The following is a 24097-nucleotide window of genomic DNA, read 5'->3' as shown; positions in this document are numbered from 1 at the left end:
TTCCGCGACGGTTCAGTGGCTGTCCTGCCACTGCGCCAGAAGCTCCAGCCGCGGCCCCAGGGGGTCCTCGACGATGCGGGGGCCATCGTTGCTGAACTGGATCGCCGTGATCGTCGCGCCGCTCTGGGGCCAGGCCGGACGCCCGGAACCGTTCGGGTCGCCGGCGCGCCCGAACGCGGCCCAGTAGCCGCTGATCAGGTCCGCCGCGCGCTCATCCATGGCGTCGGTCGGCCAGGGCGAGGCGTTGAGGGTGTTGAAGACATACTGCCGGTCCCAGGCGTGGCCGGCGCCGCCCGGCTCCTGCGGGGCTGCCGCCGAGACCACATCAAACCGGTAGAGCCAGGTCGGCGCCCCCGTGCGGGCGTGCAGGCGGGCGATCTGGCGCGCCGGCTCGACGAACAGCAGGTCCGAAATGACGTGGGCGCGGTAGACGTCCGGTCCGCCGTAGGCGGCGATGAGCGCCGGGCGCTGGTCCTCGGGAATGCCGTCGTCCAGCGTGCCGTCCACCGGATTGTCGGCGGTGACCCAGAAGAACTCGGCCGAGTTGGCGCCGACGATCAGGGGCACGCGCGCCTGTCGGCCGGCGGCGAAGGCGTCCATGACCGGCTCCGGCACCACCTGCCCGTCGACGATGTTCAGCACGCCCCGACGGAAGCTGGGCCAGGGCTCCAGGAAGGCCTCGGCCGGCAGGGTCCGCATCGCCGCCGCATCCGCCGCCTCAAGACCACGCTCGGCCATCCACGCCACCGAGGCGTCATGAACCGAAGGTTCGCCCCGCGGCCCCGGACGGTCGAGCCGGCGCGCCGGCAGTCGCGGCGGGCCGGACTGGACAACGGCCCTGTGGAAAAGGCCCTGCGCCGCCGGGGCCGTCATGAGTTGCAGCACCGCCATGCCGCCGGCGGACTCGCCGAAGATCGTCACCTGCGACGGGTCGCCCCCGAAGGCCCCGACATTCGCCCGAACCCAGCCAAGCGCGGCGATCATGTCCATGACGCCGTAGTTGCCAGCCGGCTCGCCCGCAGGCCGGTCAGCCGCCAGCGCCGGATGGTCAAAGAAGCCGAGACGGCCGAGGCGGTAGTTGACCGTCACCACCACCACGCCCTGCCGGGCGAGGGCGGCCCCGTCGTAGAGGTCCGCCGTGGCCGACCCGTTGACGTAGCCGCCGCCGTGGATCCAGACCATGACCGGCGTGTCGCCCGTCGCGCCCTCCGGCGCGAAAACATTGAGCTGCAGACAGTCCTCGCTCATCGGCAAGGGCCCGACCCCGTTGTCGCCATTGGCAGGCGGCTGGATGCAGATCGGCCCGCGGTGCGTCGCGTCACGCACCCCGGTCCAGGCCGCGGCCGGCTGCGGCGGGCGCCAGCGCAGGGGCCCGACGGGCGGCGCGGCGTAGGGGATGTTGAGATAGCGGGCGACCCCCGCCTCGACGCGACCGGCCAATCGCCCCTCGGCGACCCTTGCCTCCGCCGCCGGCGACGGAGACGGCGGCGCTTCTTGGGAACTGGACAGCGTCAGCAGGGCGGCGATCGCGGAAATGACCATGGCCTACCCTACCCCGCCAGATCGCGCTGGCCAGTCGCGATGAACAGATTTCGAAGATCCGTTGAACCGTTTCGCGCCCTCGGCGTTGAGGGGAGCTACGGGAGGGCGCGCAGATTGCGGGAGTTGGCCAAATCAGGCGCGCTGGACGCGGAACTGGCGCTTGTCTTCGACGCCTCGCCGAACCCTTACATGCTGCTGACGCCGGACCTGCGGTACGCCGGCATGAACAAGGCCTATCTCGACCTGCTGGGGATGACGCGCGAGCAGCTGGTGGGACGGCCGATCTTCGACGTCTTCACCTCTGACCCGACCCCCCAGGGCCGTGAGAACCAGCACCAGTTGCGGGCCAGCTTCGACAAGGTGCTGAGCACAGGCCAGACCGACCATCTGGCCCTGATCCGCTACGCTGTGCCGGCGCCCGGGCCCGACGGCGCCCTCCAGCTTGAAGAACGGTTCTGGAGCGCCACTCACACCCCGATCCCCGGACCGGACGGGCGACTCGCCTACATCCTGCAGCACACCAACGATGTGTCGGAGCTGGTCGCGCTGCGCCGGCGGGTGGCGGGCTCCGAGCCGGAACCGGATGCGCTGATCGACTCCCTTGGCGTGGACGTGCTGCGCCGGGCGCGACACGTCCAGGACGACAACCGGCGGCTGGCCACCGAGCGGGACCGGCTGGTGGAGCTGTTCGACCAGACCCCCGGCTTCATGGCGGTGCTCCGGGGCCCCGAACATGTCTTCGAGCTCGCCAACGCCGCCTACGCGCGGCTGATCGGACAGAGCCGGCCGCTGATCGGCCTCCCTGTGCACACCGCCCTGCCGGAGGTCGCAGAGCAGGGGTTCGTCGAGCTGCTCGATCACGTCTATCGCACCGGCCAGCGGCACGAGGGGCGCAGCACGGAAGTCGCCCTCGCCCGGGGCCAGGGCGGCGGGCTTGAACAGCTCTTTGTCGACTTCGTCTTCCAGCCGGTGCGGGACGCCCGCGGCGACACGGTGGGCATTCTGATCCAGGGCCACGAGGTCACCGACTCCGTGCTCGCCGCGGAGCGCCAGCGCCTGATGATCGACGAGCTGAACCACCGGGTGAAGAACACCCTGGCCACCGTCCAGTCGATCGCGGTCCAGACGGCCCGGTCCCATGAGGATCCGCGCAGTTTCGCCGAGACCTTTCAGGCCCGGCTGCTGGCCCTGTCCCACACCCACGACCTGCTGACCCGCAGCCACTGGGAGGGCGCGTCCCTGCGCGAGGTCCTGACCCATGAAACCGAAGCCCACGGGGCGTCGCGGATCCTGCTGAACGGCCCGGCTGTGGAACTGCCGCCCTCCACCGCCCTGTCGCTCGGCATGGTGTTCCACGAGCTGGCCACCAACGCCGCCAAGTACGGGGCCCTGTCGTGCCCTGAAGGGCGAGTCTTCGTGGACTGGACCCTGGCGACGGCGGAAGCTTCCCTCAGCATCATCTGGCGCGAGGTCGGTGGCCCGCCTGTCACGGCGCCGACGCGGCGCGGCTTCGGCGCCCGCCTGATCGAGCGCAACGTGCGGCACGATCTGGCCGGGACGCTGCAGGTCAGCTACGAGCCTGACGGCTTCGAGGCGGAGATCTCCATCCCCTTCGAGCGGGAGCCTGGGACATGAGTGCGGAACTGCGCGGACGCCGGGTTCTGGTCGTCGAGGATGAATCCCTCGTCGCGATGCTGATCGAGACCATTCTCGAGGACCTCGGAGGCGAGGCCGTCGGGCCGATGGCGAGCGTCGACGAGGCGCTGGCCTTTCTCGCGGACGGGCCGGCCATCGACGCCGCCCTGCTCGACGTCAATCTGGCGGGCCGCCAGGTGTTTCCGGTCGCCGAAGTGCTGCAGGCGGCCGGCGTGCCCTTCGTGTTCTCCACCGGCTACGGCGAGGGCGGGCTGCCGCCGCCCTGGCGCGGCCGGCCGACGGTGCAGAAGCCTTTCACCGAAGCGGGCCTTGGCGCCGCCCTGCAGCAGGCGCTGGGCCTGACGGATCGCTAGAGCCGGCGCCGACGGCCGAGATCCCGCAGCACCTCGCGGGCGGCGTTGTAGCCCGGCGCCCCGGTCACGCCGCCGCCCGGATGGGCCCCGGAGCCGCACAGATAGAGCCCCTTCGCCGGCAGGCGGTAGTCGGCATGCCCCGGAACCGGCCGGGCGCTGAACAGCTGGTCCAGCGTCAGCCGGCCGTGGAAGATGTCGCCGCCGATCAGGCCGAAGCGCCGCTCCAGATCCAGCGGCGTCAGGGTCAGGCGCCCCAGCACCGAAGCCGCGAAGCCGGGGGCCAAGGCGTCGACCGTCGCGATCATCAGGTCGGCCACCGTCTCCCGGGCCTCGTCCCAGCTGCGGCCGTCCGGCAGGACCGGCGCGACGTGCTGGCAGAACAGGCTGGCGACATGGGCGCCGGGCGGGGCGAGGCTGTCGTCCAGCGTCGAGGGGATCAGCATCTCGACGATCGGCTGCGACGACCAGCCGTTCAGCCGCGCCTCGGCATGGGCGCGGTCCATGTAGGCGAGGCTGGGGGCGATGATGATCCCCGCCGTCAGATGGTCGCCGGGCTCCGGAGCGCAGCTGAAGCGCGGCAGCTCCGACAGGGCGACGTTCAGGCGCAGCGTGCCTGACCCCGAGGCGTAGCGCCCCATCCGCTCGCGGAAGTCGGCCGGAAACACCGCCGGATCCATCAGGCGCTCGACCAGCAGACGCGGATGCAGGCCGGAAACCACCACCGGCGCGGACACCCGCTCCCCTGCGGACGTGACTGCGCCGGTGACGCGTCCGCCCGTCGTCAGCACCTCGACCACCTCGGCGCCGGTGCGGATCTCGACGCCGGCCTCGAGACAGGCGCAGGCCATGGCCTGGGTGATCGCGCCCATACCGCCCAGGGCGTGGCCCCAGGCGCCGCGCTTGCCGTTCACCTCCCCGAAGACGTGGTGCAGCAGCACATAGGCCGATCCCGGCGTATAGGGGCTGGCGTAGTTGCCGACGACGCTGTCGAACCCGAACAGGGCCTTGACCGGATCGCTCTCGAACCAGCCGTCCAGCCAGTCTCCCGCCGACTTGGTGAACAGGTCCAGCAGGTCGCGCCGGGCTTCCATCGACAGGCCGCCGATGCGACGCCCCAGGCTCGCGGACTTCAGCAGCTCCGGCAGGGCCTCGACCCAGCCCCCCTCGACCAGATTGGGCGGCGTCTCCAGCAGGAGCGCGCGCAGCACGTCGGCCACGACCTCCAGCCGCCGTTCGTACGCGGGCAGGCGGTCTGCGTCGCGCGCCGAAAAGCGCGCCACCTCGGCCGCCGTCAGTCCCGGGCCGGCGAACAGGCGCTCGGTCGGCGACAGGGGCAGGAAGTTCGACATCCGCCGCTCGACCACCGTCAGGCCGTGGCGCGCCAGCTCCATCTCGGCGATCACCCGCGGGTTCAGCAGGCTGACGGTGTAGCTGGCGGTGGAGTTGCGAAAGCCAGGGTGGAAGGTCTCGGTCACCGCCGCCCCGCCCACCACCTCACGCCGCTCCAGCACCACCACGCGCAGCCCGGCGCGGGCGAGGTAGAAGGCGCACACCAGCCCGTTATGGCCGCCGCCCAGCACAACGACGTCGTGGGACGCCGCGCTTCGGGCGGAGGGCGGCGTCGGTCGGGAACTCGGCATGCAGGCGCAGGTCCGGTGGATCGGGAGCCGCACCATCGCCCGTCCCGTCGCACCTTGGGAAGCGCCCGAATTCAAGGAGGGTGGTCCGGCGCGCCCGGACATGCCATGCGAGGGGGCGATGAGCAGCGCCGAGTCCCCCCTGCCCGAGTCCGACGTCAACGTGCGCGACCTGATCATGGGCAATCCCGTGGCGCGCGCCTTCGCCATCACCGGTGACGCCTGGATCCAGCTGATCCTGCGCGAGGCCTTCTACGGCGCGCGTCGCTTCTCGACCTGGCGGGAGCGACTCGGAATCCCGCGCAGCGTCCTGACCGACCGGCTGACGCGCATGGTGAGCGCCGGCCTGTTCGAGCAGCGCCCGGCCCCGGGCGGCGAACGGCTGGAGTACCGCCTGACCGAGATGGGCCTCGACATGTTCGGGGTGGCCGTCATGCAGGGCCAGTGGGAACGGCGGTGGGCGCGCTCCCCGCTGCAGGAGCGCTACGCCCTCGCCTTCTTCGATCGCGAGACCGGCGCGCGACTGACCCCGGCGATCTTCGACCATGCCTATGGCCATGCCGTCGATCCCCGGCAGGTGCGCTGGGTGGCGCGCGAAGGGCTGGCGGCCATACCTCCGCCGACCTCGCGCCGCCGTCGCACGGTGCCCATGGAGACCGACCGGGCCATCATCGACCGCTCGACCGACATCATGGGCGACTACTGGAGCTGGGCGGTGCTGTCGGCGGCCTTCTTCCGCCTGCGCCGCTTCGACGCCATCCATGCAGCCCTGGGCGTGGCGACCAACATTCTGGCCGATCGGCTGCAGCGGCTGGTGCTGCAGGGCGTCCTGCGCAAGCAGCTCTACCAGACCGCGCCGGCCCGCTACGAGTATCGCCTGACGGAGGCGGGACTGGAGCTCTTCCCCATCGCCATCGCCATGCATGGCTGGGCCGTCCGCTGGCTTTGTCCGGAAGGGCCGCCACTGGACCTCATCGACACGGTCAGCGGGCGCGTGATCGAGGGGGTGGTCTGCGACCTGCGCACGGGCCGACCGCTCGACCCGCGCCAGATCCGCTGGGAGATGGAGGCGGCGCCGGACCGTCCCGGCCCCGCCTCCCTGTCCTGACCGCGATCAGAAGCTCTGGGTCAGGGCGAAGCCCCATGACCGCGGCGCGCCGAACACGCTGAAGCCGATGCCCACATTCTTAATGATGTGTGTCTGGTACTCGGTGTCGGTCAGGTTCTTGCCGTAGAGCGACAGCTTGAGCCCGGTCGGCCCCTCCCACGAGAGGTAGGCGCTGACCAGATCATGGGCCGGCGACAGCACCTCGGGGTTGTTGGACGGATCGAAGAAGAAGTCGTCGGTCCACTGGTAGTCGGCCCGGGCCGCCACCAGGCCGCCGAACGCGTCCCACTCGCCGTCGACATACAGGGTGTACTGGCTGTCGGGGGTCCGCGGCAGGGCGTTGCCATTGTACGGCAGGGTCAGGGCCCCCGAGACCGCGTTCGAGGTGAACTGCCCGTCGAGGCTGGTGTAGGAGCCGCCGACCGTGATGTTGCCGGTCAGGGCCAGCGCCGTTTCCAGCTCGAAGCCCTCGACCTCGGCCGCCGCGTTCGACGTGACGAGCGTCAGGCCGAGCAGTTCGTAGACCTGCAGGTCCTGGTAATCGAGCCAGAAGGCGGCGGCGTTGAAGCGCAGCCGGCCGTCGAACAGGGTCGACTTGAGCCCGATCTCGTAGTTGTCGAGCAGCTCCGAGGCGAGCGGCGACACGGACTGGGGTCCGTTCTGGGCGGTCGACGGGAAGGAGCCCGCCTTGTAGCCGCGGTCGTAGCTGGCATAGAGGCGCACGTCGTCCAGCGGCTCGACCGCCAGCGCCACCTTCCAGGTCGGCTCGGAGAAGCTTTCCTCGCCGCGCGCGTTGTAGGGGGAACCGCCCGGCCCGAGCGGGATGCCCGGAGGCGGATTGGCGCCGCCCTCATTGTCCAGCGCGATCTGGTGCACTTCGCGATTGTCACGGGTCCAGCGCGCCCCGACGGTCAGCTCCCAGATCTCGGCGAACGGCACGGTCGCCTGGGCGAAGGCCGCGTAGCTGGTGTTGGTCGCGTCCTGCAGGAAGGTCGTGTCGCCGCCGAAGCTGGGCGGAGCGATCGGCAGGCCCGCGCCGACGATGAAGCGCTCGGACCGCTCGACCTCCTCCTGGAAGAAATAGGCGCCGGCCACCCAGCTCACGGTCGAGCCCGGCAGCGAGGTCAGGCGGAACTCCTGGCTGAACTGACGCGCGTCCTCCTCGGCCTGGTCATCGACCGACAGGGGGAAGCCGGGGAACGGCAGGCCGCCCAGATTGTCCCGCCAGCTGTAGCTGTTGTCCCGCACCGAGGTCAGGGAGACGAAGCCGAACCGGTCCCCGGTCCAGTCGGCCCGACCGGTGAAGCCCCAGTTGGTCCGTTCCTGGTAGTTGTCGGCGGACGAGAAGCTCTGACGGATGTCGAGCCCGCTGCGCAGGCTGTTGATCAGGGCCACGAAGGGCGCCGCGGTCGAGGCCGTGGTCACCGGGATCCGGGCGTGGCCATCCAGATCGTCGTGGCCGAAGTCCGCCTGGCCAAGCAGGGTCCAGCGACCGCTGTCCGTCTGCAGCGAGAGGCGCGCGCCGTAGCTCGTGCCGCCCTCAAGGCTGCGCCCGGTCGGGACGTTCTCGGCATAGCCGTCATTGGTGCTGTAGCGGAACGCCATCCGCGCGGCGGTCGCCTCGCCGAGGGCGCGGTTGAACACCCCCTCGAAGGTGCGCTCGTCGAAGCTGCCGATGCGGGCGGTGAGATAGCCGCCATTCGTCAGCTCCGGCCGGCGGGTGTAGATGTTCAGCGCCCCGCCCGAGGCGTTGCGACCGTAGAGCGTGCCCTGCGGGCCGCGCAGGATTTCCACCCGCTCGATGTCGAGGAAGGCCAGGGCGCTGGCCCCGGCCCGGCCGATCGACACCTCGTCGATGGACACGCCGATGGACGGGTCGCTGGCGGCGGAGTCGCTCGTGGTGCCGACGCCGCGGATATAGATCTGCGGCTCGCCGATGTTGAACTGGGTCAGGGTCACGCCGGGGGCCTTGCCGGCCACGTCCTGGATGCCGGTGGCGCCCGTGCGCTCGAGGGTCTCGGCGTTGAAGGCGGTCACCGCGATCGGGACCTCCTGCAGGTTCTGCGCCCGACGCTGGGCCGTGATGATGATCTCGTCCAGCGTCACCACGCCCTCGGACGGCGCCTGTTGCGCGGCGGCCGGAGCGGCCGCGGCGAGCGCTGCGAGGATCGCGAGGGCGGACGCACCTGTGGCGATGATCGGCTTCATTCTCGTGTTCCCTCCCCAGGGTCTGGCGCCGTTATCGGCGCTCGCCGAGTAGCTTGCGCCAGCGGACCATATTTGCAAGTCTTTTTACGCAAGGGAGGCGCGGATGGGATCGGGCGAAGACCTCGACGGACGCGTGGTGATCGTCACGGGAGCCGGCCGCGGGCTGGGGCGCGCCTATGCGCTGGACCTCGCCCGCCGCGGCGCGCGGGTGGTGGTCAACACCCGGCCCCGGGCGGCCGGACAGCCGGGGTCCGCCGAGGCCGTGGTCGAGGAGATCCTCGCCGCGGGCGGCGTGGCTGCGGCCTGCCCGCTCGCGGTCGAGGCCGGCGACGCCGGCGAGCGCCTGCTGGCCGCGGCGCTGGACGCCTTCGGCCGCCTCGATGGCCTCGTCAACAACGCCGGCACGCCGGAGGCGCAGACGCTGCACCGGCAGACCGTGGACAGCCTGCGCGAGGGGTTCGAGGTCAATGTCTTCGGGGCCGTCTCGGCCACCCTGCCGGTCTATCGCCACCTGCGGGAGCACGGGAGCGGGCGCATCGTCGTCACCACCTCGGCCGCCGGCCTCTACGGCGTGCACGGCATGGCCGGGTATTCGGCCGCCAAGGCCGCGGCCATCGCCTTCATGCGCGTGCTGGCCCTGGAGGGCGCCTCGCGCGGCGTCCACGCCAATGCGGTGGCGCCCTACGCCCTGACCGGCATGACCGAGGCCCATGTGTCGCCGGACGTCGCCCGCCGGATGCCGCCGGAACACGTCGCCCCGGTGGTCAGCTGGCTGATGTCGCCGGCCTGCCCCCTCAACGGCGAGACCCTCGTCGTCGGCGCCGGACGCGTCAGCCGCGCGGTGCGGATCGAGGGCGCCGGCCTCGCATTCGACCCGCCCGCCGCCCTGACCCCCGAGGCGCTGCAGACCCATCTGGGCGACCTGCTGGCGCTGGAAGGGGCGAGCCTGCCGCCCGACGGGAGCGCCGCCTTCGAGGCCTTCCTGTCCTCGCCGCCGCGACGCCGGATCACGGCGACATGACTTGCGTTAGCATACTTTTGACCCCAAGCTGCCCGCAGACAACCATCGAGGCTGGACATGGCTGATGACATCGGCGTCCGCCGCCGGATCGAGACCGGCGAGCTGACCGAGCTGAACGCGCTCAACCCCTATCTGCAGGGCCTGTACGAGCCGGTGGCGCGCGAGACGACCGCGCTGGAGCTGCCGGTCATCGGCGAGATTCCGCGCGACCTGCACGGGGCCTTTGTCCGTAACGGCCCGAACCCGGCCGAGGCCCCCGCGGGCATGCACCACTGGTTCGACGGCGACGGCATGGTGCACGCCGTCTACTTCGAGAACGGGCGCGCCGAGTACCGCAACCGCTGGATCCGCACCGCCGACTACGTCGCCGAGCGCGCCGGGCGGGACATCGGCGCCGGCGGCGTCATGCTGCCCTCGGCCCGCGCACGGCCCGACAACCGCCGCGGCGAGCTGGTCTACAAGGACACGGCCAACACCGATCTGGTGTTCCACAACGGCTCGCTGATGGCGCTCTGGTACATCGCCGGGAAGCCGGTGCGGGTCGACGCCCGCACGCTGGAGACGCTCGGCGAGGAGAGCTTCGGCGGCGCGCTGCCCCGCCACGTCTCGGCCCACGGCAAGGTCGACCCGCGCACCGGCGAGTTCTGCTTCTTCGACTATTCACTCTACGAGCCGTGGATGACCTTCGGCGTCGTCAGCGCCGACAACCGGCTGACCAACTTCCAGAAGGTCGATCTGCCCGGGCCGCGCCTGCCGCACGACATGGGGCTGACCGAGAACTACATCATCCTGCACGACCTGCCGGTGGTGTTCACCGACGCCGGGCTGCGCAACAGCCAGTGGCAGATCCGGATCGCCGACCAGCCGGCCCGCTTCGGTGTGGTGCCGCGCAACGGCCGGGGCGATCAGGTGCGCTGGTTCGAGACCGACAGCTGCTACATCTACCATGTCGTCAACGCCTGGGAGGACGGCGACGAGGTGGTCATGACCGCCTGCATGATGACGCCCAACGGCTATCCGCCGAACCCGGCCTACGGCCCCTACGCGGCGATGGTGAATGTGCTGGCGCTCCATGCGGTGCCGGTCGAGTGGCGCATGAACCTGCGCACCGGCGCGGTGACGAAGCGGCAGCTGGACGACCGCATCGGCGAGTTCCCGGTGGTCAATCTCGACATGACCGGGGTGAAGACGCGCTGGAGCTATCACGTCGCCATGGCCCCGGAGGAGCTGCAGCGCTTCGAGGGCCTGTACAAGTACGACCTCGGCACGGGGGCGGCGCAGACCTGGAAGTTCGCACCGGGCGTCGGCGGGTCGGAGCCGGCCTTCGCCCCCCGCGTCGGGGCGACCTCGGAGGACGACGGCTATGTCATCGCCTTCACCACCGACCCGGAGGGCCGGTCCGAGGTGCAGATCCTCGCCGCCCAGGACTTCGAGGCCGGGCCGGTGGCCCGCATCCCCCTGCCCGCCCGCGTCCCCGCCGGCTTCCACGGGACCTGGGCTCCCGGCGACCTGATGGCCGGAGGGCGCTGACGCCATGACCGCCTACATCCGCGACGCCGTGCGCACGCCGCGCGGCAAGGCCCGCCCCGACGGCGGCCTCGCCGCCCTCAAGCCGCACGAGCTGGTCGGGGCGCTGGTCGAGGCCATCGATGCGCGCAACGACGGCGCGGCCCATCGCGCCGGCGGGCTGATCCTCGGCGCCGTCGGCCAGGTCGGGGCGCAAGGGGCCAATGTGGCGCTGGTGTCCAAGCTGCACGCCGGCCTGCCCGAGGACGGCTTCGCCTTCAGCCTCAACAACTACTGCGTCTCCGGCCTGACCGCCGTGGGCCAGGCCAGCCGCATGGTGCAGCCGGGCGGGCCCGACATTCTCGCCGGCGGCGTCGAGATGATGTCGCGCGTCCCCTTCATGGGTGACAAGGCCGACTACTACGCCGACGCCAGCTTCCCGCCGCGCACCCGCTACATCCCCGTGGTGCTGGCCGCCGACCGGCTGGCCGAGGACCTCGGCGTGACGCGCGCCGAGATGGACGCCGCCGCCCTGACCTCGCAGCAGCGCACCGCCGCCGCCGAGGGCACGCCGCTGGTCGCCTCGCGCATCCCGGTCAACGGGCTGGACCGCGAGGAGCCGGCGCGGGCCTCGACCTCGGCCGAGAGCCTCGCGGCCATGGAGCCGGCCTTCGCCGTCCTGTCGGAACAGTACGCCGAGGCGCTGGAGGGGCGGCGTATCGACCACCGGCACACCGTCGCCCACGCCCCGCCCATGTGCGACGGCGCGGCCCTCGCCCTCGTCAGCGCCTCGCCCGAGGGCGCCCGCGCCCGCATCGTGGCCTGGGCCGAGGCCGGAGGCGACCCGGCCGAGTCCCTCACCGCCGGCTTCACCGCCATGGACCGCGCCCTGGCCGAGGCTGGCCTGACCCTCGGCGACATGGACCGGATCGAGTTCATGGAGGCCTTCGCCGTCACCCTCGTGAAGTTCCTGCGCGACCGGGACGTCGATCCGGAGCGGGTCAATGTCGGCGGCGGGCACATGGCCAAGGGGCACCCGATGGGGGCCACCGGTGCCATCCTGCTGTCCTCCCTTCTCGATGCGCTGGACGCCTGCGAGGGCCGCTACGGCCTGGTGGTGGCGGCCGGGGCCCAGGGCGTCGGCTCGGCCATGATCGTCGAACGGCTGGGCTGAGATGGACGGCGCGCCCTTCCCGCCGGCGTCGGAGACCGACCCGCGCCACGCGGCGCTGATCGCCCGCCATGCCCCGACGCTGGCCGGGGCGCTGGAGGCGATCCGCAGCCGCAAGGCCTGGTCGCCGTACAGCGACTCTCCGTCGTCGAAGATCCACGGGGAAGCCAAGGCCCCCGCCGGCCGGGCCGCCTTCGAGGCGCGGCTGGGACAGGACTTCCCGCTGGACCAGCCCGGCGACACCGGCGCGCGGGTCGGCGAGGAGACCTCGCCCTACACCGGCAAGCCGCTCGGGATCCGCTATCCGGTCGCCGATCCGGACGCGCTCGTCGCAGCGGCCGTTGCGGCCTGGCCGGCCTGGCGCCGCGCCAGCCCCGAGCTGCGCATCGCCCTGTGTCTCGAGATGTCAGCGCGGCTCTACGACCGCAACTTCGAGATGGCCCAGGCCATCATGCACACCACCGGCCAGAGCTATGTCCAGGCCTTCGCCGGGTCCGGTCCCAATGCGCTGGACCGCGGCGTCGAGGCCCTCGCCTACGCCGCGCGGGCCATGGCCGAAGTGACACCCTTCGCCGAGTACCACCGCCCCTTCGGCCCGGACCAGGTGGCCCTGGCCAAGACCTACCGGATCGTCCCGCGCGGCGTCGGCCTGGTCATCTGCTGCGCCAGCTTCCCGACCTGGAACGCCTATCCGGCCATGTTCGCCAGCCTCGCCACCGGCAATCCGGCGGTGGTCAAGCCGCACCCGATCGCGGTGCTGCCCATGGCCATTGCGGTCGAGACCTGCCGCGCCGTGCTGGCCGAGGCCGGCTTCGACCCCAACCTCGTCACCCTGGCCGTCGACACCCTCGCCGCCCCCGTGGCCGGACGGCTGGTCGAGCACCCGGACGTGCAGATCATCGACTTCACCGGCAGCCCCCGCTACGGCGGCCATCTTGAGCGGACCGTGACCGGCAAGCTGCTGTTCACCGAGACCGCCGGGGTCAACACCGTGGTCATCGAGAGCGTGGCCGAGGTGGCGCCCGTGGCCCGTGCTATCGCCCGCTCGTCCTGCCTGTTCTCGGCGCAGATGTGCACCAGCCCGCAGGTCATCTACATCGCCCCGGCGCTGTACGAGACGATGGCGGCCGCGCTGGTGGCGGAGATCGACGCCCTCGCCGCCGACCCCGCCCAGGCCGCCGGGGTGATGGGCTGCATCCAGGGCCAGGTCAGCCTCGACGTGGTGGCGCAGACCCGGCGCGAGATCGAGGGCCGCGCCGGGGTGACGGTGCTGCGCGAGGCCGCGCCCTACGCCCACCCGACCTTCCCGGAGGCGCGTACCCTGACCCCGCTGGTGATCGGGGTCGAGGCCGGCGATCACGAGGCCCTCTATGCCGAGGAGCGGTTCGGGCCGGTGCTGTTCCTCGTGCAGCGCGAGGCCGACGCCGCCGTGGCCGAGGCGACCCGGCTGGCGAAGACGCGAGGGTCGATCTCGTCCTACCTCTATTCGACCGACGAGGCCTTCATCGACCGCTCGGTCGAGGCCTACGAGACCGCCGGCGCCAACCTGTCGATCAACCTGACCGGCGCCATGTGGATCAACTTCGCGGCGGCCTACAGCGACTATCACGTCAGCGGGCTGAACCCGGCCGGCAACGCCTGTCTGGCCGACCTGGCCTTCGTCGCCTCGCGCTTCCGCATCGTGCAGCGCCGACGACCGCTGTCGTGAGCGCCGCCGTCTACATCGCCGGGGTCGGCATGACCCCCTTCGGCAAGCGGCCGGACCAGTCGGTCAAGGCGCTGGCGGCGGCGGCGGTCAGCGAGGCGCTGGCGGACGCCGGCGCGGTCAGCGGCGACATCGAGGCGGTCTGGTTCGCCAACACCCGCCAGCCCATGCTGGAGGGCCAGAATACGGTGCGGGGCCAGATCGCCCTGCGCCCGCTCGGGCTCACCGGCCTGCCCGTGGTCAATGTCGAGAACGCCTGCGCCTCGGGCTCCACCGCCCTGCTGCAGGCCATCTGGGCCCTGCGCGCGGGGGCGGCGGATGTGGTGCTGGTGGTCGGGGCCGAAAAGATGGTCTTCCCGGACCAGCCGGAGCGCGTGGCCGCGGCTTTCCTCGGCGGCACCGACATCCACGACCGCGAGGGCGTGCTGCGCTTCATCGCCGACCTCGGCGGCGAGCCGCCCGGCGAGGGTCGCAGCCTGTTCATGGACCTCTACGCCGCCCAGGCCCGGGCCCATGCGGCCCGGTTCGGCACCCAGCCGCTCGACCTCGCCCGGCTGGCGGCCAAGAACCACACCGTCGCCGCGGGCAATCCCCGCGCCCAGTACGGCGGGGCCATGACAGCCGAACAGGTGCTGGCCGACCGGCCGGTCGTCTTCCCCTTCACCCGCGCCATGTGCGCCCCGGTGAGCGACGGGGCGGCGGCGGCGGTAGTCTGCACCGCGCGCGGTCTGGCGCGTCTGGGGGCAGCGTCGCGCGCCGTACGCATCCGCGCCTGCCAGCTGCGCAGCGCCGGGGCCCGTCCGGCCGACGCCCTGGACCGGCACATCGGCCGGCGCGCCGCCCGCGCCGCCTTCGAGGAGGCCGGCGTCGCCCCGGGCGAGCTCGACGTGGTCGAGGTGCACGACGCCACCAGCCACGCCGAACTGCAGCAGATCGAGAACCTTGGCCTGGCCGAACCCGGCACAGTGGGCGAGCGGGCGGCGCGCGGCGACTTCGCCCTCGGCGGCCGCAGCCCGGTGAACGTCTCCGGGGGTCTTGTGGCCAAGGGCCATCCGGTGGCGGCCACGGGCCTGGCGCAGCTGTTCGAGTTGACCTGCCAGCTGCGCGGCGAGGCCGGCGCGCGACAGGTCGAGGGAGCCCGGCTGGCCGCGGCCGAGAACGGCGGCGGCTTCCTCGGAGTCGAGGAGGCGGCGACCGTCGTCACCGTGCTGGAGCGCGCCGCATGAGCCATCCGGTCCGCGTCCTCTACGACAAGCTCGACCGCAAGGCCGACCGGCCGGCGCTGTTCGACGGCGAGACCGTCATCACCCACGGCGAGCTGATCGCCCGGGTCGAGCAGGCGGCCGGCGATCTGGCCCGGCGGGGGATCGGGCCCGGCGCACGCGTGGCCCTGTGCGCCGCCAACACCGCCGACCATGTGGTCGCCTATCTGGCCATCCTGCGCGCCGGAGCGGTGTGGACGCCGCTGAACCCGCGCAATGGCGCCCGGCTGAACGCCGCGCTGGCGGGACGGGCGCGGCCGGATCTGGTGCTGGTCGACGCGGAGTCCGCCCCTCACCTCGGCGAGATCGAGGCGCTGGATCTGGCGACCTGGCTCAAGGACCTGCCGGACGCGCCGCCGCCGCCGCTGGTCGATGACCCGGACGCCCCCTTCGCGCTCAAGTTCACCGGCGGCTCGACCGGCCTGCCCAAGGGGGTGGTGCAGAGTCAGGCCAGCGGTCGCGCGGCGCTGGACGCCCTGACGGCCTTCTACGGCTTCGGGCCGGACGACGTGAACCTCGCGGTCGCCCCCCTGACCCACGGCTCGTCGCACTATGTGCTGCCGGTGCTGGCGGCCGGCGGGGCCCATGTGCTGCTCGCCCGACCGGACCGGCCCAGGATTCTGGAAGAACTGAGGCGCCGGGTCAGCGTCGCGTTCATGCCGCCGACCCTGATCACCCTGCTCATGGCCGAGGCCGACTTCGGCCCGGCGGACTTTCCGAAGCTGCGCCATCTGACCTGGTCGGCCGCGCCGATGGCGCCGGCCCGGGTGGCGGAGGCCATCGCCCGTTTCGGCCCGGTCATCTCGACCCTGTACGGCCAGACCGAGGCGCCCATGGCCATCACCGGCCTGGCGGCGGCGGAGATGACCGACCCGGCGCTGGCCGACAGCGTCGGCCGCCCCTTCCCCGGCACGCCGGTGCGGCTGCTGGCCGCCGACGGCCGCCTGCTGACGCAGGGCGAGGGCGAGGTGGTGGTCGGCGGCGATCTGGCCCGGACCGTCTATCTCGACGACCCGGCGCAGACGGCGGCGGCGCGCCACGACGGCTGGCTGCGCACCGGCGACCTCGGCCGCCTCGGCGACGACGGCGTGCTGCGCCTGATCGGCCGGACGAAGGACCTGATCATCACCGGCGGCTACAATGTCTATCCGGCCGAGGTGGAGGCCGCCCTCGTGGCCCATCCGGCGGTGGCCGAGGCCTGCGCCTTCGCGGTCCCGGACCCGGTCTGGGGCGAGCGGCTGGAGGCCGCTGTGGCCGTCGCCGGCGACCCGCCGCCCGGCCTCGCCGCCGACCTCACCGCCTTCGTGCGCGAGGCCATCGGCCCGGTGCGGACGCCGAAGCGCCTGCACCTGATGCCCGCCCTGCCCCGCAACCCGGTCGGCAAGGTGGTGCGGGACGAGGTCCGCGCCCTCTGTCACCCCCAACCCGTCCTCGAGGAGGTCCCGTCATGATCGTGGTGCCCGCAGCGCGTATCGCCGAGATGAAAGCCCGGGGCTGGTGGGGCGACGTCACCCTCGACGACCTGTTCCGCCGTCACGTCGCGGCGAAGCCGGACGCCGAGGCGCTGGTCGATCCCTTCAACGCCGGCGACATCACCGGCGGCGAACCCGAGCGTCTGACCTGGCGCCAGACCGCCGAGGCGGTCGACCGCATGGCGGCGGTGCTGGTGGCGCACGGGGTGCGCAAGGACCAGGTCGTGGTCTGCCAGCTGCCCAACATCGCCGAACTGTCGATCCTCTACCTCGCCTGCCTGAGGCTCGGCGTCATCGTCAGCCCCGCCCCGGTGCAGTACCGGGAGCACGAGCTGGCCTACATCATCGAGGCCACCGACGCCGTCGCCGCGGTCACCGTCGACCGCATCGGCAAGCAGGCGCACGGCGAGATGATGGTCGGGCTCAAGGGCCGCTGCCCGACCCTGCGTCATGTGTTCGTGCTGGGCGCGACCTGCCCCGCCGGCGCCCTCGACCTGGAGACCCTGTGCGACGCGGTCGACGGCAAGGCGCACAAGGCGGCCCAGAAGGCGGCGGCGGACGCCCGCGTCACCGCCGACGACATCTTCACCATCTGCTGGACCTCGGGCACCGAGGCCAGCCCCAAGGGCGTGCCGCGGAGCCACAATGAGTGGATCATCATGGGCGACGGGGTGGTCGACGCCGCCGACCTGCCCCAGGGCGCGCGGCTGCTGAACCCCTTCCCGATGGTCAACATGGCCGGCATCTCGACCGCCTTCGTCGGCTGGCTGCTGCTGGGCGGGGTGCTGATCCAGCACCAGCCGTTCGACCTGCCGGTGCTGCTGAAGCAGATGCGCGACGAGACGATCGACTACACCGTCGCGCCGCCCGCGGTGCTCAACCTGCTGCTCCAGAACGAGGCCCTGCTGGAAGGCATCGACTTCAAACGCCTGAAGTCGATCGGCTCGGGCTCGGCCCCCCTGTCGGAGTGGATGGTGCGCACCTTCCACGAGAAGTTCGGCGTCCAGATCGTCAACTACTTCGGCTCCAACGAGGGCGCCTCCTTCCCCAGCGCCATGAAGGACCTGCCGCTGGCGGCGGACCGCGCGGTGCTGTTTCCGCGCTTCGCCGAAGGCTTCAGCTGGAAGTGCAAGCTGCACGACCGGGTGCAGACCCGGCTGGTGGATCCCGACACGGAAGAGGAAATCCACGAGGCCGGCCGCACCGGCGAACTTCGGGTCAAGGGCGGCACGGTGTTCTCCGGCTACTGGCGCGCGCCGGAGATCAACGCCCGGGCCTTCGACGCCGACGGCTGGTTCCGCACCGGCGACCTGTTCCAGTACGCCGGCGACCGGCTGCAGCACCTGCGCTTCGTCGGCCGGCTCAAGGACATCGTCATCCGCGGCGGCATGAATATCTCCTCCGAGGAGATCGAGAACCATCTGATGGCCCATCCGGCCGTCGCCGAGGCGGCGGTGGTCGGCGCCCCCGACGCCACGCTCGGCGAGCGGCTGGCGGCCTTCGTCGTCTTCCGCCCCGGCCAGTCGGCGACGATGGAGGAGATCAACGCCTTCCTCACCGGCGAACGCCATGTGGCGGTGTACAAGCAGATCGAACGGCTGCACGTGATCGCGGCCCTGCCGCGCAATCCGGTCGGCAAGATCCTCAAGCGCGACCTGCGCCAGACCCTGACGGCTCCGGAGCCTGCATGACCTCTCCGCTCGACAGCCTGCGCCTGCCGGTGGTGTGCGCCCCCATGTTCCTGATCAGCGGGCCCGAGCTGGTGATCGCCGCCTGCAAGGCCGAGATCGCCGGGGCCTTCCCGACGCCCAACTGCCGGACAATCGAGGAGCTGGACAGCTGGATGGACCAGATCACCGGGGCCCTGCGCCCCGGTGACGGGCCCTGGGTGGCCAACATGATCACTCACTCCACCAACACGCGGCTGGCCGAGGATCTTCGGCTGGTGGCGGAGTACAAGCCGCCGGTGGTGATCACGGCGCTCGGCTCGCCGCGTCCGGTGATGGAGACGGTCAAGGCCTATGGCGGGCTGGTCTTCGCCGATGTGGTCAATCTGAAGCTGGCGCGGAAGGCGGCGGAGGCGGGGGTCGACGGCCTCGCCTGCGTCAGCGCCGGGGCCGGGGGCCACACCGGCCACCTGTCGCCCTTCGCCTTCATCCCGGCGGTGCGCGAGTTCTTCGACGGCTACATCGCCGTGGGCGGCGGGGTCGCGGACGGCGCGGGCGCGGCCGGAGCCATCGCCGCCGGCGCCGACCTCGTCTACATGGGCACCCGCTTCCTCGCCGCGGCCGAGAGCATGGCCCAGCCGGAGTACAAGCGCATGGTGGTCGAGGCCGGGCCCGACGATCTGGTCATCTCCGCCGCCGTCACGGGCACGCCCGCGTCCTGGCTGCGCGCCAGCCTGATCGCCGCCGGACAGGACCCGGACAACCTCGGAGCCGCCCCCGACCGCAACTACACCAGCGGCGGCAGCGCCAAACGCTGGCGCGACATCTGGGCCGCGGGACAGGGCGTCGGCGCGGTGCGCGACGTCGAGCCGACCGCACAGATCGTCGACCGGCTGGCGCGCGAATACGCCGAGGCGGTCGCCCGCTTCACCGCGCGCACCGGTCATGTCCGGGGCGCGGCCGCGTGAGCCTCGCCGCCCCGGTCACCTTCGTGCTCGATCCGACCCTGGGCGGGCCGGAACTGGTGCAGCGCTGGCGCGACAGCGCGCACAGCTGCGGCGGTTATCCGCAGCGCATCGCCGCCTGGCCGGAGAGCTTCGGCGAGGGCGAGATCACCGTCGTCTGCGACCCGGATCCGGGCCACGCCAACTTCGTCGGCCTGGTGCACGGCGGCCTGACCGCCTCGCTCATCGACATCGCCGGCGGCGGGGCGGTGATGACCATCCTGAAGCCCGGCGAGCGCCTGCTGACCACCGACATCGCCCTGCGCTTCCTCAACGCCGCGCCGGTCGACAGCGGCCGGCTGACGGCCCACGGCCGCATCGTCCACCGCGACGCCCGCAAGGCGGTGGTGGAGGTGCGGGTCGCCGACGCCGCCAACCGCACCCTCGCGCTCGGGACCGTCGGGGTCTCGATCCGCCCGCCGGCCTGAGCGCGCTCAGACCCCGATGACGAGGCTGACGGTGGTGGTGGTCGAACCGCCGATGTTGAGGGTCTGGACGTTGCGCGCCCCCTCCACCTGCATGTCGCCGGCCTGCCCGCTCACCTGACGCGCGGCGTCCAGCGCCATGCGCACCCCGGTGGCGCCGACCGGATGGCCGCAGCCGATCAGGCCGCCGGACGGATTGATCGGCAACCGGCCGCCCTTCTCGATGTCGCCGGCCTCGACCGCCTTCCAGCTCTCGCCGGGGGCGGTCAGGCCAAGGTGGTCGATGGCCATGTACTCGGTCATGGCGAAGCAGTCGTGGGTCTCGACGGCGTCGATCTGCTCCAGCGTCAGGCCGGCGCGGGCGTGGGCGTCCTCGATGGCCCGGCGCACCTGCGGGAAGACGTAGGGCTGGCTCTCGCTGGCCTCGACCTTGCGGCGATAGCTGATCGGGGCGGAGCGGTGGCCCCAGCCCTTGATGCGCGGCAGGCTCTCCAGCGGCACGCCGCGGCGACGCGCCCATTCCGCCGCGCGCTCGGGCGAGGCCAGCACCACCATGGCGGCGCCATCGGTGACCTGGCCGCAGTCGGACTTGCGCGTACGCCCCTCGATCACCGGATTGGCTTCGTCGTCGTCGGAGAAGCTCAGGTTGCTGAAGCTCCAGCCGCGCGTCTGGGCCTTCGGATTGGCCTTCGCATTGTGGAAGTTGATCTCGGAGATGCGCCGCAGGTGGCGCTCGTCCAGCCCGTAGCGCCGGTCGTACTCGTCGGTCAGGTCGGAGAAGGCGCGCGGCCACAGATAGGTGGCGTCGCCGAACTCATGGCCGGTCCAGGCGGCGGCGCCGAGATGCTCGGCGGCGGTCTGGCCCGGCACATTGCGCATCAGCTCCAGACCCAGCACCGCCGCTGTGCCGTAGCGACCGGCCTCGATGTCGGCGGCCGCCGCCAGCAGGGCCACGCTGCCCGAGGCGCAGGCGGCCTCGTGGCGCGAGGTCGGCAGGCCGTCCAGCCTCGGCTCGGCCAGGGCGAAGAAGCCGCCCAGCAGCCCCTGCCCGGTGAACAGGTCGCCGACGAAGTTGCCGACATGGCCGACGTCGATCTCCTCCGGCTCCATCTGCGCGTCGGCCAGGCCCTCGCGCAGGGCCTCGGCGAAGCCGTCGGCGATCTCCATGCCCTCGCGGGCCCAGTTGCGGGCGAAGTCCGACTGCCAGCCGCCGAGGATGTAGGTCACGCCGCCGCCTCCGTCGTTGCGGTCCGGGCGGCCCGGATGGAGGCGCCCTGGGCCCAGGTGGCGTGGGTGCCGCTGGAGATGCGCCCGGGCAGCAGGATGCGCGCCACCGGCCCGTCGGCCAGCCGCTGCGCGTCATAGATGACGCACTCGGACCGGTTCTCGATCATGTCGGTGACATAGGTGATCAGATAGCCGTCGTCCTCGGCCGTCGCCCCGACCCGAGGCGCGAAGCCCGGCTCGGAGCCGTACCGTTCAGGACCGAAGTCGATGGTCTCGCTCTCGCCGGTCTGCATGTCGTGCTTGACCAGGCCGGTGAACAGGAACCAGCCCGGCTTCGACACGGCGCTGTAGGCGTAGCGGTACTTCACCCCGCCGTACTGGTTGTTGATGATGCCGAACTCGAGGATGCGGTCGTCGAGGCGCTGCTCGATCGTCTCGCCGGTCTTCAGGTTGAAGCGCCAGCGGTGCAGCTTCGGCCGCAGCAGATGCTGGTCGAGATAGGTCATGATCCGCTCGTAGCCGGGCCAGGCGTCGGGCCCGACCTCGGGCGTCGGATCCTCCTGGAAGTAGCCGTCCATGATGATCTCGTCGCCCTCTTCCCAGGCGTTGAGGAAGTGCAGGACGTAGGTCGGCTCGGCCTCGAACCACATGACGTCGGCGTCGGTCCCGAAGCGGGGCAGGATGCCGAAGCGGCTCTTCATCTCCGGGTGGAAGCGCGAGGCGTGGATGCCCTTGGGCAGCAGCGCCTCGTCCCAGAACATCGGGAAGTCGTTGAGGATCGAATAGTTGGCGGTGAACGCCATGTCGTGGGGTAGCCGCGCCCCCGGCAGGGTGATCGGCGTCAGGTGCTTCAGCTGGTTGTCGGCCCCGACCACCCCGTAGTGCATGTAGGGCGCCGTCTTCGAATAGTTGAAGAACAGCAGCTCGCCGGTGCGCTCGTCGACCTTGGGGTGGGCCGAAATGCCTTGGGGCGGGCACCAGGTCTCGGTCCCCAGCTGCTCCAGAGTGTAGGGGTCCAGCCGGTAGCCCTCGCCGCACTGGTAGAAGGTCGACAGGATGGCGCCGGCGTGGATCACCACGTCGGTGGACGAGGAGTCCTTCAGGCCGCCGTGGGCGCCCCAGCCCGGCAGCTCCGAGCGCGACGGATGTTCCGCCAGACCCGCCCACAGGGCCCGTCCGGCCTTCTGCTCCGCCTCGAAGCCCCGGGTGCGGACAAAGCGGTTGCGATAGCTGGCCTTGCCGTCCCGGAAGCTGATGGCGTGCAGCATGCCGTCGCCGTCGAACGGGTGGTAGCGGCCGATCGGCTCGTGCACCGGGTTCTCGGTGTTGCGGACATAGACCCCGTCGATGTCCGTCGGAATGGTCCCGATCACCGGCATGTTGTCAGCGTCATGCTCCTCGCGCTGCGGGGTCCAGGCGCCGGACATGTAGGGATGGCCCGACTCCCCGAGGGTGATGCGCAGCGGGGCGCGCCCGGCGGTCCCGGCCTCGGCGGCCTCCAGCGCGTCCCGCGCGGCTCCGGTCGGCTCCAGTCCCATCTTGGTCTCCATCACCTCGAGTAAGTTTCGTTAGCATACCATCTCTCGCCGACGGGACGAAAGGCGGTTTTCAGCAGGGGATGTCAGGCTGGCAGGCGCGCGGCGCGCAGGGCGCTGCGGCGCACCTTGCCGGCGTCGTCGCGCAGGCGCTCGCGCGTCACCTCGAAGCTGCGCGGCTGCTTGTAGGGGGCGAGCCGGGCGCGCAGGAACGCGCGCAGCGCTGCCTCATCGAGCGTCCCGTCGAGGGTCTCGACCAGCGCATGGGCCCGTTGGCCGAGGTCCGCGTCGGGCAGGCCGATGACCACGCTGCACTGGACGCCCGGGAAGGCGTCGATCGCCGCCTCTACCTCGGCCGGATAGATGTTGGCCCCGCCCGAGATGATCAGGTCGACCCGGCGGTCCGCCAGATAGAGCCAGCCGTCGGCGTCGAGATGGCCCATGTCGCCGAGGGTCTCGAACTCCCCCGCCGCCTTCGCCTCGGCCCCGACGTAGCGATAGGTCGTGCCCTGTCCCCGCAGCGGCCGGAAATAGATCTCACCCACCTCCCCCGGCGGACAGGGCTGGCCGGCCTCGTCCAGCACCTGGATCTCGTAGCCCGGCAGGACCCGGCCGACCGAGCCGGGATGGGCCAGCCAGTCGCGCCCGTTGATGCCGGTCCCGCCCATGGCCTCGGTGCCGGTATAGATCTCCCAGATCACCTCGGGGCCGAGCCAGTCGATCCAGGCCTGCTTCAGCCAGGGCGGACAGACCGCGGCGATGTGCAGGACCATGTCGATCGAGGACAGGTCGTAGCGCGCCTTCACCGCGTCGGGCAGGGCCCAGATGCGGTGCATCATGGTCGGCACCTGGAACAGCCAGTTGACCCGGTGCTGCTCGACCAGCCGCAGCACCTCCTCCGCGTCGAAGCGGGGCATCAGCACCACGTGCAGCCCCCAGGCCATGGCGAAGGTCGTCATGCCGAACGGCGCCGCATGATAGAGCGGCCCCGGATTGAGCAGGGTGTCGTCCGGCAGCATGCCGAGCAGCGGGACGTCCGGATCGATCATGCCCGGGGCCATGTCGACGATGACCTTGGGCCGGCCTGTCGAGCCGCCACTGGCCATGGCCTTCAGATGTCGCGCCGGGATCTCCGGCAGCGGGTCCGGATCGAGATCCCCGTCGAGGGTGGCCGCGGCGCTCAACCAGGCGCGGCCGCCCGAGCGGGCCCCGTCGTCAATGATCAGCAGTCGCGGCGACATCAGCTCGAGCACCCCGTCCAGCTCGGCCCGGGGCAGCTTGTGCGACAGGGGCGCCGGCGTCGCCCCGAGCGCCCAGACCGCAAAGGCGAGCTCCAGGAAGGCGGCGCAGTTGGGCAGGGCGATGGCCACGAAGTCCCCGGCCACCACCCCGGCCCGGGCCAGCGCCCGCGCCCGCCGGTTGACCCGGGCGGCCAGCTCGCGCCGCGTCAGGGTCACGCCCTCGAAGGTCAGGGCCGGCCGCTCGGGATCGCGCCCGGCGTGGATGTTCAGCACCTGGCCCATGGCCCGGAGGTTGGGCATGGGCACCATGCCCGGGGTGTTGAGCGTGCGGGGGCGAATGCCGACGGCCATTGTGTC

The 24097-nt window shown here is 71.8% G+C and carries 18 protein-coding genes; 12 read left to right on the top strand and 6 right to left on the bottom strand.

What is annotated here, in order from left to right:
- Positions 1 to 12: 12 nt before the first annotated feature.
- Entirely contained in the window at positions 13 to 1542 is a 1530-nt protein-coding gene (locus VGN74_RS03430) for a carboxylesterase/lipase family protein (protein ID WP_327445954.1), read from the bottom strand.
- A gap of 123 nt (positions 1543 to 1665) precedes the next feature.
- On the opposite strand from VGN74_RS03430, the gene VGN74_RS03425 reads away from it, so the two are divergent.
- Both VGN74_RS03425 and VGN74_RS03420 read left to right on the top strand, forming a co-directional pair.
- Positions 1666 to 3177, top strand: coding sequence for a sensor histidine kinase (locus VGN74_RS03425; protein WP_327445953.1), 1512 nt, complete (start codon positions 1666 to 1668; stop codon positions 3175 to 3177).
- Positions 3174 to 3551: a response regulator gene (locus VGN74_RS03420; protein ID WP_327445952.1), complete on the top strand. Its 378-nt coding sequence runs from the start codon at positions 3174 to 3176 to the stop codon at positions 3549 to 3551. The genes VGN74_RS03425 and VGN74_RS03420 overlap by 4 nt, the downstream gene beginning before the upstream one ends.
- Here the strand turns inward: VGN74_RS03420 and VGN74_RS03415 are convergent.
- Positions 3548 to 5191 carry an NAD(P)/FAD-dependent oxidoreductase gene (locus tag VGN74_RS03415; protein WP_327445951.1) on the bottom strand — a complete coding sequence of 548 codons (1644 nt, stop codon included), beginning with the start codon at positions 5189 to 5191 and terminating at the stop codon, positions 3548 to 3550. The genes VGN74_RS03420 and VGN74_RS03415 overlap by 4 nt on opposite strands.
- Positions 5192 to 5309: 118 nt before the next feature.
- Between VGN74_RS03415 and VGN74_RS03410 the strand changes: the two genes are divergently transcribed.
- Entirely contained in the window at positions 5310 to 6296 is a 987-nt protein-coding gene (locus tag VGN74_RS03410; RefSeq protein ID WP_327445950.1) for a helix-turn-helix domain-containing protein, read from the top strand.
- 6 nt (positions 6297 to 6302) lie between these two features.
- On the opposite strand, the gene VGN74_RS03405 is transcribed toward VGN74_RS03410, so the two are convergent.
- Positions 6303 to 8504 (bottom strand): TonB-dependent receptor, encoded by a 2202-nt coding sequence (locus VGN74_RS03405; RefSeq protein WP_327445949.1) that lies wholly within the window; start codon positions 8502 to 8504, stop codon positions 6303 to 6305.
- A gap of 103 nt (positions 8505 to 8607) precedes the next feature.
- Between VGN74_RS03405 and VGN74_RS03400 the strand changes: the two genes are divergently transcribed.
- Genes VGN74_RS03400 through VGN74_RS03360 form a run of 9 tightly spaced genes read left to right on the top strand, consistent with a single transcriptional unit; the run spans position 8608 to position 19740 of the window.
- Positions 8608 to 9525 carry an SDR family NAD(P)-dependent oxidoreductase gene (locus VGN74_RS03400; RefSeq protein ID WP_327445948.1) on the top strand — a complete coding sequence of 306 codons (918 nt, stop codon included), beginning with the start codon at positions 8608 to 8610 and terminating at the stop codon, positions 9523 to 9525.
- Between the two features lie 57 nt (positions 9526 to 9582).
- Positions 9583 to 11055 carry a carotenoid oxygenase family protein gene (locus VGN74_RS03395; RefSeq protein WP_327445947.1) on the top strand — a complete coding sequence of 491 codons (1473 nt, stop codon included), beginning with the start codon at positions 9583 to 9585 and terminating at the stop codon, positions 11053 to 11055.
- A gap of 4 nt (positions 11056 to 11059) precedes the next feature.
- A complete protein-coding gene (locus VGN74_RS03390; RefSeq protein WP_327445946.1) occupies positions 11060 to 12205 on the top strand; it encodes an acyl-CoA thiolase in 1146 nt (381 codons plus the stop codon).
- Position 12206: 1 nt separating this feature from the next.
- The gene (locus VGN74_RS03385; RefSeq protein ID WP_327445945.1) at positions 12207 to 13910 is read left to right on the top strand and encodes an aldehyde dehydrogenase family protein; all 1704 of its coding nucleotides are present in this window, start codon (positions 12207 to 12209) and stop codon (positions 13908 to 13910) included.
- Positions 13907 to 15133, top strand: coding sequence for a thiolase family protein (locus VGN74_RS03380; RefSeq protein WP_327445944.1), 1227 nt, complete (start codon positions 13907 to 13909; stop codon positions 15131 to 15133). Before VGN74_RS03385 ends, VGN74_RS03380 begins: the two co-directional genes overlap by 4 nt.
- Positions 15130 to 16620, top strand: coding sequence for a class I adenylate-forming enzyme family protein (locus tag VGN74_RS03375; RefSeq protein WP_327445943.1), 1491 nt, complete (start codon positions 15130 to 15132; stop codon positions 16618 to 16620). The genes VGN74_RS03380 and VGN74_RS03375 overlap by 4 nt, the downstream gene beginning before the upstream one ends.
- On the top strand, positions 16617 to 18332 hold the full coding sequence (locus VGN74_RS03370; RefSeq protein ID WP_327445942.1) for a class I adenylate-forming enzyme family protein: 1716 nt from the start codon (positions 16617 to 16619) through the stop codon (positions 18330 to 18332). The genes VGN74_RS03375 and VGN74_RS03370 overlap by 4 nt, the downstream gene beginning before the upstream one ends.
- Complete coding sequence (locus VGN74_RS03365) at positions 18329 to 19276, top strand: nitronate monooxygenase (RefSeq protein WP_327445941.1); 948 nt, start codon at positions 18329 to 18331, stop codon at positions 19274 to 19276. Before VGN74_RS03370 ends, VGN74_RS03365 begins: the two co-directional genes overlap by 4 nt.
- Positions 19273 to 19740 carry a PaaI family thioesterase gene (locus VGN74_RS03360; protein WP_327445940.1) on the top strand — a complete coding sequence of 156 codons (468 nt, stop codon included), beginning with the start codon at positions 19273 to 19275 and terminating at the stop codon, positions 19738 to 19740. The genes VGN74_RS03365 and VGN74_RS03360 overlap by 4 nt, the downstream gene beginning before the upstream one ends.
- A 6-nt stretch (positions 19741 to 19746) precedes the next feature.
- Here the strand turns inward: VGN74_RS03360 and VGN74_RS03355 are convergent, their stop codons facing one another.
- The 3 genes from VGN74_RS03355 to VGN74_RS03345 form a co-directional block, all read right to left on the bottom strand.
- Positions 19747 to 20964, bottom strand: coding sequence for an acetyl-CoA acetyltransferase (locus VGN74_RS03355; protein ID WP_327445939.1), 1218 nt, complete (start codon positions 20962 to 20964; stop codon positions 19747 to 19749).
- On the bottom strand, positions 20961 to 22502 hold the full coding sequence (locus tag VGN74_RS03350) for a carotenoid oxygenase family protein (protein WP_327445938.1): 1542 nt from the start codon (positions 22500 to 22502) through the stop codon (positions 20961 to 20963). Before VGN74_RS03350 ends, VGN74_RS03355 begins: the two co-directional genes overlap by 4 nt.
- 83 nt (positions 22503 to 22585) lie before the next feature.
- On the bottom strand, positions 22586 to 24091 hold the full coding sequence (locus VGN74_RS03345; RefSeq protein ID WP_327445937.1) for an AMP-binding protein: 1506 nt from the start codon (positions 24089 to 24091) through the stop codon (positions 22586 to 22588).
- Positions 24092 to 24097: the final 6 nt, after the last annotated feature.

Source organism: Brevundimonas sp., from assembly GCF_035998205.1.
Classification (GTDB): Bacteria; Pseudomonadota; Alphaproteobacteria; order Caulobacterales; family Caulobacteraceae; genus Brevundimonas.
This window is presented reverse-complemented; position numbering and strand designations above follow the sequence as displayed.

Excerpts from the sequence above, each read along its gene's own strand:
- VGN74_RS03430 (WP_327445954.1), bottom strand. The coding sequence starts at position 1,542 with ATGGTCATTTCCGCGATCGCCGCCCTGCTGACGCTGTCCAGTTCCCAA.
- VGN74_RS03375 (WP_327445943.1), top strand. The coding sequence starts at position 15,130 with ATGAGCCATCCGGTCCGCGTCCTCTACGACAAGCTCGACCGCAAGGCC.
- VGN74_RS03370 (WP_327445942.1), top strand. The coding sequence starts at position 16,617 with ATGATCGTGGTGCCCGCAGCGCGTATCGCCGAGATGAAAGCCCGGGGC.
- VGN74_RS03415 (WP_327445951.1), bottom strand. The coding sequence starts at position 5,191 with ATGCCGAGTTCCCGACCGACGCCGCCCTCCGCCCGAAGCGCGGCGTCC.
- VGN74_RS03395 (WP_327445947.1), top strand. The coding sequence starts at position 9,583 with ATGGCTGATGACATCGGCGTCCGCCGCCGGATCGAGACCGGCGAGCTG.
- VGN74_RS03420 (WP_327445952.1), top strand. The coding sequence starts at position 3,174 with ATGAGTGCGGAACTGCGCGGACGCCGGGTTCTGGTCGTCGAGGATGAA.
- VGN74_RS03410 (WP_327445950.1), top strand. The coding sequence starts at position 5,310 with ATGAGCAGCGCCGAGTCCCCCCTGCCCGAGTCCGACGTCAACGTGCGC.
- VGN74_RS03350 (WP_327445938.1), bottom strand. The coding sequence starts at position 22,502 with ATGGGACTGGAGCCGACCGGAGCCGCGCGGGACGCGCTGGAGGCCGCC.
- VGN74_RS03385 (WP_327445945.1), top strand. The coding sequence starts at position 12,207 with ATGGACGGCGCGCCCTTCCCGCCGGCGTCGGAGACCGACCCGCGCCAC.
- VGN74_RS03400 (WP_327445948.1), top strand. The coding sequence starts at position 8,608 with ATGGGATCGGGCGAAGACCTCGACGGACGCGTGGTGATCGTCACGGGA.
- VGN74_RS03365 (WP_327445941.1), top strand. The coding sequence starts at position 18,329 with ATGACCTCTCCGCTCGACAGCCTGCGCCTGCCGGTGGTGTGCGCCCCC.
- VGN74_RS03405 (WP_327445949.1), bottom strand. The coding sequence starts at position 8,504 with ATGAAGCCGATCATCGCCACAGGTGCGTCCGCCCTCGCGATCCTCGCA.
- VGN74_RS03345 (WP_327445937.1), bottom strand. The coding sequence starts at position 24,091 with ATGGCCGTCGGCATTCGCCCCCGCACGCTCAACACCCCGGGCATGGTG.
- VGN74_RS03390 (WP_327445946.1), top strand. The coding sequence starts at position 11,060 with ATGACCGCCTACATCCGCGACGCCGTGCGCACGCCGCGCGGCAAGGCC.